Annotated in this window: 17 protein-coding genes and 1 tRNA gene; 6 read left to right on the top strand and 12 right to left on the bottom strand. The window is 72.2% G+C overall.

Annotated features, from left to right (window positions below; translation table 11 throughout):
• Window positions 1-78: 78 nt before the first annotated feature.
• Window positions 79-2,607 (bottom strand): ABC transporter permease, encoded by a 2,529-nt coding sequence (locus ACWCV9_RS28235; protein WP_450790693.1) that lies wholly within the window; start codon window positions 2,605-2,607, stop codon window positions 79-81.
• Window positions 2,607-3,404, bottom strand: a complete 798-nt coding sequence (locus ACWCV9_RS28240; protein WP_450790695.1) for an ABC transporter ATP-binding protein — start codon at window positions 3,402-3,404, stop codon at window positions 2,607-2,609. The genes ACWCV9_RS28235 and ACWCV9_RS28240 overlap by 1 nt, the downstream gene beginning before the upstream one ends.
• Window positions 3,405-3,836: 432 nt before the next feature.
• Here ACWCV9_RS28240 and ACWCV9_RS28245 point away from each other — a divergent pair.
• Window positions 3,837-3,923, top strand: a tRNA-Leu gene (locus ACWCV9_RS28245).
• A 174-nt stretch (window positions 3,924-4,097) separates the two neighbouring features.
• Complete coding sequence (locus ACWCV9_RS28250; protein WP_450790697.1) at window positions 4,098-4,967, top strand: Bax inhibitor-1/YccA family protein; 870 nt, start codon at window positions 4,098-4,100, stop codon at window positions 4,965-4,967.
• 71 nt (window positions 4,968-5,038) lie between these two features.
• On the opposite strand, the gene ACWCV9_RS28255 is transcribed toward ACWCV9_RS28250, so the two are convergent.
• Window positions 5,039-5,269, bottom strand: a complete 231-nt coding sequence (locus tag ACWCV9_RS28255) for a DUF4287 domain-containing protein (RefSeq protein WP_385844886.1) — start codon at window positions 5,267-5,269, stop codon at window positions 5,039-5,041.
• A 99-nt stretch (window positions 5,270-5,368) separates the two neighbouring features.
• Between ACWCV9_RS28255 and ACWCV9_RS28260 the strand changes: the two genes are divergently transcribed.
• Window positions 5,369-5,680, top strand: coding sequence for a hypothetical protein (locus tag ACWCV9_RS28260; protein WP_450790698.1), 312 nt, complete (start codon window positions 5,369-5,371; stop codon window positions 5,678-5,680).
• A 4-nt stretch (window positions 5,681-5,684) separates the two neighbouring features.
• Here ACWCV9_RS28260 and ACWCV9_RS28265 read toward each other — a convergent pair whose 3' ends face one another.
• From ACWCV9_RS28265 to ACWCV9_RS28275, 3 genes are all read right to left on the bottom strand, one after another.
• Window positions 5,685-6,476 (bottom strand): hypothetical protein, encoded by a 792-nt coding sequence (locus ACWCV9_RS28265; RefSeq protein WP_450790700.1) that lies wholly within the window; start codon window positions 6,474-6,476, stop codon window positions 5,685-5,687.
• A gap of 284 nt (window positions 6,477-6,760) precedes the next feature.
• Window positions 6,761-7,981 carry an acetyl-CoA C-acetyltransferase gene (locus ACWCV9_RS28270; RefSeq protein ID WP_450790701.1) on the bottom strand — a complete coding sequence of 407 codons (1,221 nt, stop codon included), beginning with the start codon at window positions 7,979-7,981 and terminating at the stop codon, window positions 6,761-6,763.
• Between the two features lie 205 nt (window positions 7,982-8,186).
• Window positions 8,187-9,254, bottom strand: a complete 1,068-nt coding sequence (locus tag ACWCV9_RS28275; RefSeq protein WP_450790703.1) for an SGNH/GDSL hydrolase family protein — start codon at window positions 9,252-9,254, stop codon at window positions 8,187-8,189.
• A gap of 158 nt (window positions 9,255-9,412) precedes the next feature.
• Here ACWCV9_RS28275 and ACWCV9_RS28280 point away from each other — a divergent pair, with 158 nt between their 5' ends.
• On the top strand, window positions 9,413-10,804 hold the full coding sequence (locus ACWCV9_RS28280; RefSeq protein ID WP_450790705.1) for a cystathionine beta-synthase: 1,392 nt from the start codon (window positions 9,413-9,415) through the stop codon (window positions 10,802-10,804).
• 422 nt (window positions 10,805-11,226) lie between these two features.
• On the opposite strand, the gene ACWCV9_RS28285 is transcribed toward ACWCV9_RS28280, so the two are convergent.
• The gene (locus ACWCV9_RS28285; protein ID WP_450790706.1) at window positions 11,227-11,640 is read right to left on the bottom strand and encodes a hypothetical protein; all 414 of its coding nucleotides are present in this window, start codon (window positions 11,638-11,640) and stop codon (window positions 11,227-11,229) included.
• 179 nt (window positions 11,641-11,819) lie between these two features.
• On the opposite strand from ACWCV9_RS28285, the gene ACWCV9_RS28290 reads away from it, so the two are divergent.
• Window positions 11,820-12,662 carry a MurR/RpiR family transcriptional regulator gene (locus tag ACWCV9_RS28290; protein WP_450790708.1) on the top strand — a complete coding sequence of 281 codons (843 nt, stop codon included), beginning with the start codon at window positions 11,820-11,822 and terminating at the stop codon, window positions 12,660-12,662.
• A 140-nt stretch (window positions 12,663-12,802) separates the two neighbouring features.
• Complete coding sequence (locus tag ACWCV9_RS28295; protein WP_450790710.1) at window positions 12,803-13,357, top strand: hypothetical protein; 555 nt, start codon at window positions 12,803-12,805, stop codon at window positions 13,355-13,357.
• Window positions 13,358-13,360: 3 nt separating this feature from the next.
• On the opposite strand, the gene ACWCV9_RS28300 is transcribed toward ACWCV9_RS28295, so the two are convergent.
• The 5 genes from ACWCV9_RS28300 to ACWCV9_RS28320 all read right to left on the bottom strand — a co-directional run bounded on the left by ACWCV9_RS28300 (window position 13,361) and on the right by ACWCV9_RS28320 (window position 17,133).
• Window positions 13,361-13,735, bottom strand: a complete 375-nt coding sequence (locus ACWCV9_RS28300; RefSeq protein WP_450790711.1) for a hypothetical protein — start codon at window positions 13,733-13,735, stop codon at window positions 13,361-13,363.
• A gap of 64 nt (window positions 13,736-13,799) precedes the next feature.
• Window positions 13,800-14,249 carry a roadblock/LC7 domain-containing protein gene (locus ACWCV9_RS28305; protein WP_385844872.1) on the bottom strand — a complete coding sequence of 150 codons (450 nt, stop codon included), beginning with the start codon at window positions 14,247-14,249 and terminating at the stop codon, window positions 13,800-13,802.
• 31 nt (window positions 14,250-14,280) lie between these two features.
• Window positions 14,281-15,174 (bottom strand): transcriptional regulator, encoded by an 894-nt coding sequence (locus ACWCV9_RS28310; protein ID WP_450790713.1) that lies wholly within the window; start codon window positions 15,172-15,174, stop codon window positions 14,281-14,283.
• A complete protein-coding gene (locus tag ACWCV9_RS28315) occupies window positions 15,171-15,554 on the bottom strand; it encodes a roadblock/LC7 domain-containing protein (protein WP_385844870.1) in 384 nt (127 codons plus the stop codon). The genes ACWCV9_RS28310 and ACWCV9_RS28315 overlap by 4 nt, the downstream gene beginning before the upstream one ends.
• 178 nt (window positions 15,555-15,732) lie before the next feature.
• Complete coding sequence (locus tag ACWCV9_RS28320) at window positions 15,733-17,133, bottom strand: diaminopimelate decarboxylase (RefSeq protein WP_450790714.1); 1,401 nt, start codon at window positions 17,131-17,133, stop codon at window positions 15,733-15,735.
• Window positions 17,134-17,182 lie beyond the last annotated feature (49 nt).

The raw sequence follows: 17,182 nt of genomic DNA on the forward strand, positions 1-17,182 counted from the left end.
GGCCCCTCGCCCAGGGGCCCCCTTTCCGTCGTACGACCGTCATCCGGCCCTTTCTCGGCCTTACTGCCCTGCTCGCCCTTACTCGGCCTTGATGGCCGCGAGCATGTTGAGCCGGGCCGCGCGCCGGGCCGGCCACAGGGCGGCGAGGACGCCGACCACGCCCGCCAGCAGCAGGAACAGCGCCATCCGGCCCCAGGGCAGGACCAGTTCGTAGGTCGGCATCTTGGTGCCGAGCAGCTCGCCGGCCGCCCAGCCGAAGAACACGCCCAGGCCGATGCCGAGGACCCCGCCGAACAGGGAGATCACCAGGGACTCCAGACGGACCATCCGCTTGACCGCCTTGCGGTCCAGGCCGATCGCGCGGAGCATGCCGATCTCCTGGGAGCGCTCGAAGACGGACATGGCCAGGGTGTTGATCACGCCCAGGACCGCGACGATCACCGCCATGCCGAGCAGGCCGTAGACCATGTTCAGCATCATCGTGAACATCTGCGCGATGTCGTTGGAGATGTCCTGCTTGTCCTGGATCTTGATCGCCGGGTTCAGGCCGAGCGCCTTCGCCAGCCGGTCCTTCGTCGCGTCCGAGGCGCCGTCCGCCGTCTTCACCATGACCTGCATGTCGGACGGGTGGGTCAGGTGCGGGGTCAGGACGGTGTCGTCGAGGATGATCCCGTTGATCATCTGGTTGCCCTCGTAGACCCCGGCGACGGTCAGCCGGCGTGCCGTGCCGTCCTCGAAGTGCGCGGTGAACCGGGACCCGGCGTGCCAGCCGTACTGCTCGGCCCGGTCCTTGTCCACGACCACCCGGGTGCCGCCCACCGTGAACGAGCCCTCGTCCACCGTCAGGTCGGTCAGCTTCCCGATGGCCGAGCCGTCGACCCCGGTCAGGTACTCGGTCGTGCCGTCGATCCGGGACGCGGCGTTGCGCAGCGGGCTGCTGGCGGTCACGCCGTCGGTGGCGGCCAGCTTCTTCGCCACGTCGGGGGAGAGGGGCGAGCGGTTGGCCATCGAGACGACGTAGTCCGCGCGGATCGCCGAGGAGGCCATCTTGTCGATGGACGTCTGGAGGCTGCCCGCCATCACCGTCATCCCGGTGATCAGGGTCAGGCCGATCATCAGCGCCGACGCGGTGGCCGCCGTACGGCGCGGGTTGCGCACCGCGTTCTGGCGGGCCAGCCGGCCCGAGACCCCGAACGCGCGCAGCACCGGCGCGGCGGCCGCGACCAGCGGCCGGGACAGCAGCGGGGTCAGCACGAACACGCCGATGATCAGCAGGACGGCGCCGAGCCCCATCGGGGCCTGCGCGGAGTCGGCGCTCATCGTGGTGGCCGCGAGGACCACCGTCACCCCGGCCGCCGCGAACAGCGCGCCGAGGGTGTTGCGCAGCACCAGCGACCTGGTGGTCGCCTTGGCGTGCACGCTGCTCATCGCCGCCACCGGCGGGATCTTCGCGGCCCGGCGGCCGGGCAGCCAGGCGGCCAGCATGGTGATGAGGACACCGACCGCGAGGGCGGCCGCCACGGTGCCCGGGGTGATCACCAGCGGCCCGTCCGGCACGCTCGCCCCGAAGGAGCCGAGCAGCGCCCGCAGGCCCGCGCCGATGCCGACACCGGCGGCCAGACCGGCCACCCCGGCGACCGCGCCGACCACGAACGCCTCGACCAGCACGGACCGGGTCACCTGCCGGCGGGAGGCGCCGACCGCGCGGAGCAGTGCCAGCTCGCGGGTGCGCTGGGCGACCAACATGGTGAAGGTGTTGGCGATGATGAAGGTGCCGACGAACAGCGCGATGCCGGCGAAGACCAGCAGGGTCTGCTTCAGGCTGCTCATCGAGTCGGCGATCGCCTTCGCCTGGTCGTCGGCGAGCCGGGCGCCGGTGGTGGTCTCCACCAGGCGGGACGGCAGGGCCCGGTCCAGCCCGGCCTTCAGCGCGGACTGGCTGGTGCCCGGAGCGGCCCGCACGTCGATCTCGTCGTACGTGCCCTTCTTGCCGAACAGCTTCTGCGCGGTCGGCGTGTCGAACAGGGCGAGGCTGCCGCCGGCGGAGACGTTGCCGTCGTCGGTGGTGAAGATGCCGGCGAGGGTCGGGGTGAGCACCGGGCCGTTCACGGACAGCCGCACGGTGTCGCCGACCCGGTAGCCGGCGCGCTCGGCGGTCTTGGAGTCGAGGAGCACCTCGCCGCTGCCGCGCGGGGCGTGACCGCTGACCAGCGGGTAGCGGGCGTCCTTGGTGCCCCAGTAGTTGCCGCCGGCGGACTGCCAGTCGCCGCCGGCCAGCTTGCCGTGCCGGTCGGCGACGGCGGTGAAGCCGCTGACGACACCGGTCGCGGAGGCGGCGCCGGGGACCTTCGCGGCCCGCTCCAGCAGGGCCTGGGTCAGCTCGGGCGTCCTGCCGACCTGGTCGCCCTTGGACTCCTGGTACTGAGGCCGTACGGCGACGTCGACGCCGTCGAAGCCCTTGGCACTGCTCTTCTGGTAGGCGTCGGAGATGGTGTTGGTGAAGACGAGGGTGCCGGAGACGAACGCGACGCCGAGCATGACGGCGAGCACGGTCATCAGCAGCCGGGCCTTGTGCGCGAGGACGGTGCGCAGGGCGGTGCGGAACATCAGCTGACACGGCCCTTCGCGTCGAACTGCTTCATGGTGTCGAGGACCGACTCGGCGGTGGGGGCGTACATCTCGTCCACGATCCGGCCGTCCGCGAGGAAGATCACGCGGTCCGCGTAGGCGGCGGCCACCGGGTCGTGCGTGACCATGACGACGGTCTGGCCCAGCTCGCGTACGGAGTTGCGCAGAAAGCCGAGCACCTCGGCGCCGGAGCGCGAGTCGAGGTTTCCGGTCGGCTCGTCCCCGAAGATGATCTCGGGCCGGGAGGCGAGGGCGCGGGCGACGGCCACGCGCTGCTGCTGGCCGCCGGAGAGCTGGGCGGGCCGGTGGCTCAGCCGCCCGGACAGACCGACCATCTCGATGACGCGATCGAGCCACGCCTTGTCGGGCTTCCGCCCGGCGATGTCCATCGGCAGGGTGATGTTCTCCAGCGCGGTCAGCGTGGGCAGCAGGTTGAACGCCTGGAAGATGAAGCCGATCTTGTCCCGGCGCAGCTTGGTGAGCTGCTTGTCCTTCAGGGAGCCCAGCTCGGTCTCGCCGATCCGCACCGAGCCCGAGGAGAAGGTGTCCAGGCCCGCCACGCAGTGCATCAGCGTGGACTTGCCGGAACCGGACGGGCCCATGATCGCGGTGAACTCGGCCTGCCGGAAGTCCACGGAGACCCGGTCCAGGGCGACCACCCGGGTCTCACCCTGCCCGTAGATCTTCGACAGCTCGGTGGCGCGTGCGGCCACGGCCGTGGTCCGGCCGGCCGGGGTTACCCCCGGACGAAGTTCGGGGGAGGGGGTGGTGGTCACGGGAGGGTGCTCCTGTCGGGACGACGAGTGGTTCAGGGGACCTCTCCATCGTTCCGGCGCGGGACGGCCGTGTAGTCAGACGCAGAACGGGTTCCGGAGGGCGACTCGGGTCGGACCCGGGGCGACCGTGTCATACCTGGGAAGGACCACCGACCCCGAGATCCGGCAACGTCAAGGGAGCGTCAGCACGGTCAAGGGAGTGTCGGGCATTGTCGAGAACGGGTGGAACACCCTCGTTCAGACGGTGAAATTCCGTCATTTCGCGTGCGTCGGCAGACGCCCCGCGTCAGGCTATTGGCAAGTGCGGATGGCTTGTTCCTTGGGCTGATGCACCCTCAGACGTCAATAAAATAAGACAACATCGGTCCGCCCTTCCGCTGTTCGGGGGATGCGTCCCGATAGGCTCGGAACCCGAAGCGGAGCCCACGGCCTGCCCGGATGGTGGAATGCAGACACGGCGAGCTTAAACCTCGCTGCCCCTTCGCGGGCGTGCCGGTTCAAGTCCGGCTCCGGGCACCACCACGCCCCTAGGGGGCACCCTCAGTGCGATCACCCATGGCCAGGAATCACCCGGCCGCGTAGCGTGTTGCTCAGCACGGCAGGGGAAAGATCCTCCTCAGGTATCACGTCGATCCTTTGCCAATCCATTACGCTTTGAGCCAAGGCTGCGCACGGCAGCCATGGAGGAGTGAGATGAGGAGCAGCAACCCGGTCTTCTCGCGACGGGGGTTCAGCCGCGACCACGGCTACGCCGGCTTCAACACCGCACCGCAGGCCGGGTACGCACAGGGCAACCCGTACGCGCAGAGCCCCTACGGCCAGAACCCCTACGCGCAGAACCCGTACGCCCAGCAGGGCGTCGGCGCGCCACCGCAGGCCCCGGTCACCACCGACCGGATGACCATGGACGACGTGGTCGTCCGCTCGGCCATCACGCTCGGCACGGTCGCCGTCGGCGCCGTCCTCGCCTGGGCGCTGCTGCCGGTCTCGGCCACCAGCTACGGCCTGGCCGTCGGCTCGGCGATCGTCGCGTTCGTCCTGGCGATGGTGCAGAGCTACCGACGCACCCCCTCGCCCGCGCTGATCCTCGGGTACGCCGCCTTCGAGGGCGTCTTCCTCGGCGTCATCAGCGAGATGTACAACAGCCGCTGGCAGGGCGCGCCCTTCCAGGCGGTGCTCGGCACCATGGCGGTCTCGGCCGCGACCCTGCTGGTCTACAAGGCCGGCTGGGTCCGCGTCACCGCGCGGTACGCCCGCATCGGCATCGCCATCGCGATGGCCTTCTTCGTGGTCATGGCGGTCAACCTGCTGCTGGTCGCCTTCGGCGTCGCCGAGGACGGCGGTCTGCGCAGCTTCGGCCCGCTCGGCGCGCTCGTCGGCATCGTCGCCATCCTGCTCGGGGCGTTCTTCCTGACGCTCGACTTCAAGCAGATCGAGGACGGCATCGCCTACGGCGCCCCGCGCAACGAGTCCTGGCTCGCCGCGTTCGGCCTCACCATGACCCTGGTGTGGATCTACGTGGAGATGCTGCGGCTGGTGGCCATCTTCACCAACAACGACTAGCGCCTGCCCCGTCGTTGCGAAGGGCCCCGGGTTCCGACCCGGGGCCCTTCGCCATGCAGGGGGAGCGGTGGCTAGCGCAGCTTGCGGGCCGCCCTCCTCAGGTCGTACTCGTGCACGAGCGCCTTCGCGTGGCCGTACGCGAGGTCGTACTCGTGCCGGAGCCAGCTGACCTTCTCCTCGAAGCGGAAGAGTGACGGGCCTTCTTCGACGGTGCGCAGCCAGTCGGAGACTTCACGACCGGTGCAGTGCGGGATGCGGGCGAGCAGATTGCGATGGGTCTCCTCGGAGAAGACTTGGGACATCGGCGCCTCCGAACGCAAAGGGGATGTAAGCCGGTCCTTCACGTCACCGTGCCTGAGCGTTCGCGTATTGGCAACAGTCCGGCACGTTACGCTCGGCGCGTGGTTGATACGACGCCCCTGACCCAAGCAGTGGATCACTTCGCCGACCGGCTGCGGGCCGCTCCGCAGAGCCGGCTCCAGAGAGGCGCCGCCGCGGAGGCGCTGGCGCTGGCCCGGCAGTTGGCCGGATGGGCGCAGCGCGTCGAGGAGCCCGGGACCGAGCCTCGGGAGATGCCGGACGCCGGGATGTTCGCGGCGGCCGACCAGATCCTCGTGGCCGCCCACGATCTGGCGGTGGTGCTGGAGAGCGACGACCAGGTCGCGGAGGCGGTGCGGCTGGTCGAGGAGGCGCGGAAGCGGGCGGGGGTCTGAGGCCCTACAGGGACGCGATCACCCGGTCGGCCAGGATGTAGACCATGTCCGTGCCGTTCTCGCCGCAGGCGAAGGTGAGGGTGTAGGCGCCGGAGATGCCCGAGCCGCCCAGCAGGTAGGGAGCCTCGCCCGCCTCCACCGCGGCCGCCAGACGCTCCGCCGTCTCGCGGTGGCCCGGCGTCATGCACAGGGTGGTGCCGTCGGCGAAGACATAGACGTCGAGGGTGCCGAGCGGGCCCGGGCGGACGTCGGACAGCTCGACGCGCTCGGCGGCCAGCTGCTCCAGCGTGGTCACCGTACGCTCGTGGTCGTTCACGGCGGGCGACTGCACCGGGACGAAGTCCGGGTGCGAGGGGTGGCGACGGCGGGCGGCGGCCAGCTCCGGGGACTCCCCGGAGAACTCGTCGGCGTCGGCGCCCGGCTCGGCGACCGGCTCCAGGCCCACGAAGTCGCTCTGCCGCGGCAGGAACAGCTCGGTGTCCGGCAGGCCCAGCAGCGAGGGAGTGTCGGAGGCGTCCCGTGCCTCCTGCGCCGCCCAGAAGGCGCGCGCCTCGGCAAGCTCCCGCTCCCGCTCCTCCGCGAGCGCCTCGGCCACGGCCGTGCGTATCTGGTCGGCGGCGGCCGAGGTACGGGCGTTCGGCAGCAGCGCGCGCGTGGTGGCGTGCTGGTTCTCGGCGAGCTGGGCCTGCAACTCCGTGAGCTGGCGGCGCAGCTTCAGGACGGTGCGCAGGACGGCGACGCCCACGGCGCCCGTGGCGGCCGTGGTGAGCAGCAGGGCGATCGGCATGGCGCTCACTGACGTACTCCCAGGTTCAAAGTCGACCCCCGACTTCCTACATCAGCTTGAAGGGCGGACTAACCAACTGTCAGTGCGTAACGTCACGAAACGGACAGGACTTTTGGCTCATGGTTTCGTTGTGTACCGCGCTGACCTTCACTGACCTGCACCGATGTGTCCGGCGCGTCAGATAGGTCACATCCTGGGGGAGATTGGATCACAGAAAGGCCCAGAACCTGGGAGTTTCCTCGGTTCTGGGCCCCTGGCCGACATAACGTGGCCGGTTCGCTACCGACCGTGGGTCAGCTCAGCCGCTCGATGACCATGGCCATGCCCTGGCCGCCGCCGACGCACATGGTCTCCAGACCGAACTGCTTGTCGTGCCACTGGAGGGAGTTGATCAGCGTGCCGGTGATCCGGGCGCCGGTCATGCCGAAGGGGTGGCCCACGGCGATGGCACCGCCGTTGACGTTCAGCCGGTCGATGTCGATGCCCAGCTCCCGGTAGGAGGGGATCACCTGGGCGGCGAAGGCCTCGTTGATCTCGACCAGGTCGATGTCGTCGATGGTCAGACCGGCCCGGCGCAGTGCCTGCTTCGACGCCTCGACCGGGCCGAGGCCCATGATCTCGGGGGACAGGCCGGACACGCCGGTGGACACGATCCGCGCGAGCGGGGTCAGGCCCAGTTCGCGGGCCTTGGTGTCCGACATGATGACGACGGCGGCGGCGCCGTCGTTGAGCGGGCAGCAGTTGGCGGCGGTGACCAGGCCGTCCGGGCGGAAGACGGGCTTCAGGCCCGACACGCCCTCCAGCGTGACGCCGGCGCGCGGGCCGTCGTCCTTGCTGACGACCGTGCCGTCGGGCAGCGTCACCGGGGTGATCTCGCGCTCCCAGAAGCCGCTCTTGATGGCTTCCTCGGCGAGGTTCTGCGAGCGGACACCGAACTCGTCCATGTCCTGGCGGGTGATGCCCTTGAGCCGGGCCAGGTTCTCGGCGGTCTGGCCCATCGCGATGTACGGGTCGGGGAGCAGGCCGTCCTCGCGCGGGTCGTGCCAGGTGGAGCCGGTCGACTCGGCCACCGCGGCGGTACGGGCCTCGGCCTCGGCGAACAGCGGGTTGTGCGTGTCCGGCAGGCCGTCGGAGCTGCCCTTGACGTAGCGGGAGACGGTCTCGACGCCGGCCGAGATGAAGACGTCGCCCTCGCCGGCCTTGATGGCGTGCAGGGCCATCCGGGAGGTCTGGAGCGAGGAGGAGCAGTACCGGGTGATGGTGCAGCCCGGAAGGTGGTCCATGCCCATCTGTACGGCGACCACACGGCCGAGGTTGTGGCCCTGCTCGCCGCCGGGGAGGCCGCAGCCGAGCATCAGGTCGTCGATGTCCCGCGGGTCCAGCTCGGGGATCTTGGCGAGGGCCGCCTGGATGATGGTGGCGGTGAGGTCGTCGGGGCGCAGATCCTTGAGGGAACCCTTGCCGGCGCGGCCGATGGGGGAGCGGGCGGTCGAGACGATGACGGCTTCGGGCATCACGGCTCCAGTGGGGCTGAGTTTGGCATGGCCGCTTGGGAAGTTACCGGTACGTATGGCCCAGGTCACCGGTGTCGTGGTGTGACACTGGCCGCACTTTCTAAGCGCTTGCTTGGCCGCTGCTTGCCTGGCTGCCGCTCGCTTGGCCGCAGCGCCGTACCCCCGGGCCCTCGTCCGTCCAGCCTCCCACGCGGCCGGGGGACGGTCACGGGGACGGGGTGACCGCCTCCGGCTCGGGGACCTGGCGCCGACGCCGGCGTTTGAGCAGGGCCCACGGGCCGCGCGGGCCCGTCGGCATCGCCGCCGTGACCTCCGTGCCCGCCTCGGAAGCGGCCTCCGCGGCGGCCCGCGCCACCGGCAGGAAACCCTCGCGGCGCGACACGTCCGGCCGCTCCTCCTCCGGCCACAGACCCAGCGCGGCGCACACGGTGGGCAGTATGGCCATCGCCGCCGTCGCATACCCCTCCGCCGAGGGGTGGTAGTTGTCGGGGCCGAACAGCTCCCGCGGGTTCGCCTCGAACTCCGGGCCCAGCAGATCACCGAGGGACACCGTGCGGCCCCCCTGCTCCACCACCCCGATCGTCTGGGCCGCCGCCAGCTGCCGCGAGGCCCGCCGGGCCAGCCAGCGCAGCGGCTGCTGCACCGGTTCGATCGTGCCGAGGTCGGGGCAGGTGCCGACCACCACCTCGGCGCCGGCCGTGCGCAGCCGCCGTACCGCCGCCGACAGATGCCGCACCGAGCGGGTCGGCGGCATCCGGTGCGTCACGTCGTTCGCGCCGATCATGATCACGCAGATGTCCGGGACGGGGGCCGAGGAGGACAGCACCAGGCTCACCTGGCGGTCCAGGTCGTCGGACTGGGCGCCGGGGAGCGCCACATTGCGCAGTTCCACCGGGCGTTCCGCCACCGCCGCCAGGCCCGAGGCCAGCAGCGCCCCCGGCGTCTGCCCGGCGCGGTGCACCCCCTGACCGGCCGCCGTGGAGTCGCCCAGCAGGGTCAGCCGCAGCGGCACATCGCCGGCGAGGCCGTACGCCGCGCCGAGCCCGGCCCCCTCGCCGCCGAGCCCGTCCGAGCGGGAGTACCCCCAGCCGTACACCCCGTCGGCCACCGGCACCCGGCCGCCGCCGCCGTTGCCCACATGCCGGCGGGCCAGCCGCACCTCCGCCAGCAGCAGACCGACCGCGGCCGCGCCGACCAGTCCGACCCCGCCGCCCCCGTACGCCGCACCGGCCGCGATACGCCGGGCCACCCTCGCCCTCGACATGCTCGTCATGCGTCGCCGCCACCTCCTCGTAGCCGTACCCACTCCTTGCCCCGTACAGGGCGTGCGTCAATCTCGACGGGGAGTGAACGCCCGCGCCGCGTCACCCGCGGGCCTTAGGCTGGCGGAACCACTACGACCACAGTTTTTGCAAGCAACCGGAGACAACGGTGCAATTCCACGACTCGATGATCAGCCTCGTCGGCAACACCCCGCTGGTGCGGCTCAACAACGTCACCAAGGGCATCCAGGCCACCGTCCTGGCCAAGGTGGAGTACTTCAACCCGGGCGGCTCCGTGAAGGACCGCATCGCCCTGCGCATGATCGAGGCGGCAGAGCAGAGCGGCGAGCTGAAGCCGGGCGGGACCATTGTCGAGCCGACCAGCGGCAACACCGGCGTGGGGCTGGCGATCGTCGCTCAGCAGAAGGGGTACAAGTGCATCTTCGTGTGCCCCGACAAGGTGAGCACCGACAAGATCAACGTGCTGCGCGCGTACGGCGCCGAGGTCGTCGTCTGCCCGACCGCCGTGGCGCCGGAGCACCCGGACTCCTACTACAACGTCTCCGACCGGCTGGTCCGTGAGACGCCGGGCGCGTGGAAGCCCGACCAGTACTCCAACCCCAACAACCCGCTCTCCCACTATCACTCCACCGGCCCCGAGCTGTGGGAGCAGACGGAGGGGAAGATCACCCACTTCGTGGCGGGCGTGGGCACCGGCGGCACCATCTCCGGCACCGGCCGGTATCTGAAGGAGGCCAGCGGCGGCGCGGTCAAGGTCGTCGGCGCCGACCCGGAGGGCTCGGTCTACTCCGGCGGCTCCGGCCGGCCGTACCTGGTCGAGGGCGTCGGTGAGGACTTCTGGCCGACCGCCTACGACCGCACCGTCGCCGACGAGATCGTGCCGGTCTCCGACAAGGACTCCTTCCAGATGACCCGCCGGCTGGCCAAGGAGGAGGGCCTGCTGGTCGGCGGTTCCTGCGGCATGGCCGTCGTGGCCGCGCTGCGGGTCGCCGAGCGGCTCGGCCCGGACGACGTCGTGGTGGTCCTGCTGCCGGACAGCGGCCGCGGCTACCTCAGTAAAATTTTCAACGACGAGTGGATGGCTGACTACGGCTTCCTCGAGGACGAGGGCCCGAGCGCCCGCGTCGGCGACGTCCTGAGCGACAAGGCGGGCGGCACCATCCCCTCGCTGGTGCACATGCACCCGGAGGAGACCGTCGGCCAGGCCATCGAGGTGCTGCGCGAGTACGGCGTCTCGCAGATGCCGGTCGTCAAGCCGGGCGCCGGGCACCCGGACGTGATGGCCGCCGAGGTCGTCGGCTCGGTCGTCGAACGCGAGCTGCTGGACGCCCTGTTCAGCAAGCGGGCCTCGCTGGAGGACCCGCTGGAGAAGCACATGTGCGCCCCGCTGCCGCAGGTCGGCTCCGGCGAGCCGGTCGGCGACCTGATGCAGGTGCTCGGCACGGCCGACGCGGCGATCGTCCTGGTCGAGGGCAAGCCGACCGGTGTCGTCAGCCGGCAGGACCTGCTCGCCTTCCTGGCCAAGGGCGGCAACAAGTAGCGAACGTGCGGTGAACGGCCTGTGACCCCGGCGAACGCGCGGTGTCCCGGGCTGTTCGCGCCGTTCCGGAAGTGTCACGTGCACGCAGCACCCGCTTAACACGGGTCCGGCACATTGGTGGGTGTCGGCAGGGCGGGAGCGGCTCCCCGCCCCGGCCGGCCCGAACGGCGCCAAGGACCTCCGGAGCGGCTCCCGGACCTCCATGGACGCCACGGACGCGACAGCCCGGCCCTGACCCGGCCCGCGTCCTTCGCGGGGACCGCCGTCGTCCCGCCCCCCGGTGACGGGGGTGCGGCGGTCCCCGCGAAAGCTTTTCCCGGCTCCCCCGGCTCCCCCGGCTTTCCCGGCTTTCCCGGCTTTCCTGTGTTTTCCGCCTGCCCGCCGTGCGGTCTTCCCGGCTTTCCCGGCGGGCCGGCGCGCCCTCAGTCCCGCGCCGCCGAACCGCCGCGGAACAGCTCCGGGTTGAGCCGTACCGCCTGCACCAGGTTGACGCCGACGATGCCGGCCCAGGCGACCGCCAGACCGGTGAGTCCGCTGAGGGCGGCGGCGATCGCGGACAGCGGGATCGCCAGCACCAGCGTGATCAGGGCGAAGCCATGGCGCTCGGCCCAGCTGTCGGTCTGCGGCTGCCGCGCCCCGCGTACGGCCGTCATCTGCTGCTCGGCCAGCTGCCGCCGTACCCGCCGGTCGACCGTGTCGTCGATGCGCTGCCCGACCTTCTCCAGGAAGGAGTCGACCAGCGCGGAGTCGTAGTCCTCGCCCAGGTCCCTGCGTGCCCGCACTGTGGCGTCGAGATCCTTGCGGAGGTCGACGTCCCCCTCGTCCCGTGTGTCCATGGCGACCAGGCTAGGGAGCCACCGCCGTCGTCGCACTGGGGACAACCCCCCTCTCCGGGGCCCCGGGCTGTATAACGGTATGCAGCGAAACATTCTGTGAATGGACTGCCCGTGTTCGTCCGTGCCTCGGCGCTGTACTCTCCCGGGACGTCGAGGACATACGGAGGGGGGAGCAGCACATGAGCGCGACCGACACCCCGGCCAACCGCTTGCAGGCGCTCTTCGAGGGCCACCGGCTCACGCCGACCCAGCGCCGCATCGCGCACAGCATGGTGCGCCGCGCCGCGGACGTGCCCTTCCTCTCCAGCGTGGAGCTGGCCGAACTGGCCGGGGTCAGCCAGCCCTCGGTGACCCGGTTCGCGGTCGCCCTCGGCTTCGACGGCTACCCGGCCCTGCGCAAGCACCTGCGCGAGGTCGTCCCCGCCGAACCGGCCCCCGGCACCGGCGTCCACAACGAGTACCAGCTGGCCGTCGAGGCCGAGATCGAGAACCTCCGGCACCTCGCCGAGCTCCTCGCCGACCCGCGCCCGGTGCAGCAGGCCGGCCGGGTCCTCGCCGCCTCCCGTCCGCTGCCCGTGCTGGGCCTGCGCGCCGCCGCCTCGCAGGCGTACGGCTTCGCCTACTTCGCCGCCAAGGTCCACCCGGACGTCCGGCTGCTGGACGAGGGCGGCACGATGATCCAGGACCGCATCGACACGGCCGTGCGCGCCGGCGCCACCGCCCTGCTGTGCTTCGCGCTGCCCCGGCATCCGCGCGAGGTCGTGGACACCCTGGCCTATGCCAAGGACGCCGGCCTCACCGTCGTCACGGTCGCCGACTCGGCGTTCGCGCCGGTCGCCAAGTACTCCGACCTGCTGCTGCCCGCTGCCGTCGGCACCGGGCTCGCCTTCGACACCGCGTGCGCGCCGATGCTGCTCGGCCGGGTGCTGCTGGAGGCGATCTGCGACGACCTGCCCGACGCCCAGGCCCGGCTGGAGGAGTTCGACGCGCACGCCGCGGCCCGTGGGCTGTTCGTGGAGTGACGCCGCGTCGGCGCACCCGCTCTCAGACTCGTCTCACCTTCTGGCGCTAGCTTCCTGTCGGGACACAGACACCGAGGGAACACGTGACACGGGAGGCTGACGTGGCGCGCGGAGGACGCGGAGGACAGGGTCTGGCTCGGGTGGCCGTCGTGGTACGGGCGGGGGCCGCGCCGATGTGGTGGTTCGGGGTGTGTGCCGCAGGGCTCGGCGCGTTGCCGGAAGGGCTGACCGGCCGCCGGATCGGGGCACTGGCCGGGGCCGCGCTGTTCCTGATCGGCGCGGCGGCGGTGGCCCTGACGCGTCGGCGCCGTTATGCGGAGCTGGTCCGGGGCGCGGCCCGCGCGGGCAGGTACGACGTCTTGCAGGACCGCGCGGTGAGCGTACGCAACTGGCGCCGGGGGCACCGCTGGTGGCTGCTGCTGGGCTTCGCCCTCGCGGTCGGCTCGGCCTTCGCGGTGCCGGTGGCCGGCGGGCTGCTGCTGGCCGGGGTCGGCACCGGGCTGCGGCTGAAGGCCGCCTGGATCGGCCGCCTCGAGCGGGCCGCGGACACCCTGCTGTGGGTGCGCGTCGACTGGCTCGACCGGCGCGCCGGGTGCCCGGCCGGCAAGGCCGTGAAGGGCCTGCGCGGCACGGGCATCGCGGCCGGCGACGCGGCCCCGGGCGGGGCCCGCCGCCGTACCGAGGCCCTGGTCTGAGGCTCAGATCTCCAGCTGCTCCTCGATCCGGCGGAGCTGGTGCCGGGCCATCGCCAGGTTGGCCCGGCCGGCGTCCAGGACCAGGTAGAGGAAGAGGCCGTTGCCGCCGCGGCTGCGCAGCAGCCGGATGAGGTGGTACTGGTCGGTCAGTGTGATCAGGATGTCCTCGATCTCGCTCTTGAGGCCGAGCATCTCCATGGTGCGCATCTTGGCGCGGATCACGTCGGTGTTGCCGGCGGCGGCCACGTTCAGGTCGAAGCTCTTGTTCGCGCCCATCGTGCCGAGCGCCATTCCGCTGGTGTAGTCGACGAGCGCGACACCGGTGGCGCCCTCGATGGTGGTGAGGGCTTCCTTCAGCGCTGTCTCGGTGTTGGCCATGACGGGTCCTCTCTCTACGGTTCTCTTCGGGTGGCTTCGGTTGTCTTCGTTCAGCTGTCGGCGTTCAGCTGTCGGCCGGAGTGCTGACGGCGCCCAGCGCCCTCCGGGCGGGGCGGGCGGCCCGCGCCGCCGCCTCGGCGGCGTCGAGCAGCTCCCCGATGCGGGCGCCGGCCCGGCGGCCCTCCAGGTGCAGCCGGCCGACGTTGACCCGGTCCTGGGCGAGCAGGGTCAGTACGGCGGTGCGGCCCGCCGCGTAGGTGGCGATGTAGCCGCGCTCGCCGCGCACCAGCAGTTCCCGGAAGCCGCCGTTGCCGGTGGCGTCCGTGACCCGGACGGCGACCCCGAGCGCGGCGGCGGTCAGTGCCGCCAGGCCCTCCGGGTCGACGCCGGGGGTGTCGTGGGCGACGACGAGGCCGTCGACGCCGGCCGCGAGCGCTCCGGTGAGCTGCGGCACGCGGCTGCGCAGCCGGAGCAGTTCGTCCAGGACGGTCCGGAGGTCCTCCTCGGACACCATCAGCTCTCTCCTCTCGGCGGGGCGGTGCCGTTCAAAGCGCCTCCAGCGCATCCCTGAGCCTCTTCAGCAGCGCGATGTCGGGGTCGGTCGTGACCAGGTGGAGCGGGGGCGGGACGGGGATCGCCGGTGCGGGGTGTGCCGCCGGTGCCCGGGGCGTGGGGGCGGCGGGTGCCTTCGCGGGGGCCGGTGCCCTCGGTGGGGCGGGTGCTCGCGGCGGGGCCGGTGCCAGGTGGCCGGCCGCCGTGAGCCGGCGGACGTCGACCAGGGTGTGGAAGGCCTGCCGGCCCAGGTTCCGGGCGATGTCGACGGCCGTACGGACGCCGTCCACGCGGTCCAGCACCGCCCGCTGCCGGGGCGTGACCGGCGCGGCGGCGGGCGGTCCGGCGACCGGGTCCGCGCGGATCAGCGGTGCGCTGTCGGCGGCCGGGTCGGGCCACAGCCGGTGCAGCAGCAGCCGGCGGCGCAGTGTCTCGTGCTCCAGGGCCACCACCGGCACCGAGGGAAGCGGGCCGAGGCGGGGTGCGGGGTCGTAGCGGAACCGGCCCGGGGTGCTGCTCGGCGCCAGCGTGAAGTACCCGGCGTCGTACAGCGCGTCCAGGTGGCACAGCTCCAGCGCGCCGGCCGGTAACAGGCCGGAGCGCAGCAGGAGTTCGGCGGCGTGCAGCGGGCCGGAGGCCTGCGCGGCGGCCCGCTGCCAGGCGGCGGCCGCGAGCGTGCCGTGGGCGGTGAGCAGCACGTCCAGGCCGGGGGCGAGCGGACTCTCGGCGTGCACCACCCGGCCCTCGGCGAGATGGAGGGTGCCGTGCTCGCGGACCAGCACCCCGGTGGCCCGCTCCTCGGCCAGCCGGGTCAGCATCGGCGACAGCGCCCGGGAGGCCGTCCGGTCCCGCACCGGCAGCGGCGGGGGCGTACGGACCGCGGTCATCCCAGCACCAGCCGGGCGGCCATCTCGCCAAGCCGGATCCGGGCCAGCGCGAGATTGCCCTCCGCGCGGCCGAGCCACAGATGCAGGAAGACGCTGCTGTCGAAGGACGTGTCCACGAACCGCAGCAGGTGGTAGCTGTCGCCGTTGCTGATGATCACGTCCTCCACCGGCGCGAGGTCCGTGCCGTGCGCCGCGAACGTGCCGTGCTCGGCGGCCATCCGGGCCAGTTCGGCGGCCTCTGCGGCGGTCCGCTCGTGGTCGTCGCCGGGGGCCTCCCCGACCGTGCCGAGCGCCAGTCCGCTCGTCCAGTCCACCAGTGCGGCTCCGCGCGCACCGGGTAACCGCATCGCTTCCAGCAGGCACTCGTCGATTCCGGGCACCGTGGCTCCCCTCCCGCCTGGGACTCCGGCTGCGTGACGCCGACACTACGCACGGTGTGCGGGCGGGGTGAGGTCTTTGGCATTTTCCAGTGGAACATGCGTCCGGCGTACTAGTGTTGCCAAACGGCGTCTGTGTGCGCGGAGTTGACCCCTTTGTTCGAGAGGTTCGGGGGGTGTGTCAACGGCTCCCGGGGGCGCCCAGGGTGGTGAGTGACGCCACGTGCGCCCCGCCGGACTCCGCCACCACCTCCGCGATCGACTGCGGCTCCCGTACGACCGCGAAGGCGACGCCTCCCCGGCCGTCCGGCGCGAAACCGTGGATGCCCGGCCGGGCCAGGGAGTTGTAGGCGTAGTGATGCGCGAAGTAGTACGCGCCCGTGTCCAGCGCCGCCACATAGTCGCCCGGCTCCAGCAGCGGCAGCGTGCGCCCCTCGGCCAGCAGGTCGCCCGCGAAGCAGGCCGGCCCGGCCACGTCCTGCATCGCCTCCGGTCCCCGCTTGGGCCGCCCCTCGGCGTCGTACGCCGCGATCCTGAGCGGCCACGCCGCCGGTGCGTACACCGTGCGCGTCGCCACCTGCACGCCCGCGTGGGTCACCGCGATCCGCCGCCCGCCCGCCCTCTTGGTGTACTCCACCCGGGCCACCACCGTGCCGTGCTTGGCCAGCAGCGACCGGCCGAACTCGGTCACCAGCCCGTACCGCCCGTCGAACAGCCCCGGCACCTCCTCGGCGAGCACGCGCGCGTACTCGGCGTACGACGGGGTCGCCGTCTCCCCGGCGAAGTTCACCGGCAGCCCGCCGCCGATGTCGAGCGTGTCGATCTGCCGCCGTCCCGCACGCGCGTTGATCTCCTCGGCCAGCGTGTACGTCTCCGCCACCCCGCGCGCCAGCAGCGCCAGCGGGATGCCCTGCGAGCCGGTGTGCGCGTGCAGCCGGGTCAGCCACGGCCGCTCCAGACACGCCCGTACGACCCACTCGCGGGCCCCCTCGTCGCGCAGCGCCACCCCGAACTTGGAGGTCGGGGTCGCCGTCGAGGTCGCCCCGATGCTGCCGCCGCCGACCTGGGGGTTGACCCGCAGTCCGAGCGGGGAGCGGGTGGCCGCCGAGCGTGCAAGGGCGTCGATCCGGTCCAGCTCCTGGGGGTTGTCGGCGTTCACGGCGATGCCCAGCGCCAGCGCCTCGCGCAGCTCGGCCGGGGTCTTCGCGGGCGAGTCCAGCACCGTCCGGGCGGGCGGCACCCCGGCGGCCCGGGCCAGCGCCAGCTCGCCGGGGCTGGCCACCTCCGCGCCGATCCCCGCCTCGCGCAGCAGCCGTACCACCGGCACCAGCGGCGTCGCCTTCACCGCGAAGGCGTGCAGCACCGGGGTACTGGGCGGCACGACCGCGGCGAACGCCGCCCGCAGCGCGGCCGCCGACTCCCGGATGCCGGTGACGTCCAGCAGCCCCAGCACGGCCGCGTCCGGCCCCAGCAGCCCCTGCTCCACCGCGGCCCGCACGGCCCGGTCCCGCCGGCCCGCCCGGGCCCGCGCCTCCGCTTCGAGGTCCTGCCGCCGTGCCTCCGCCTCCGGGTCGCGCTCCACAGCCTCTCCCCTCGTGTCCGCCGTGTCCGCCTCGGGTGCTTCCAGCCAA

The organism is Streptomyces sp. NPDC001606, assembly GCF_053596835.1.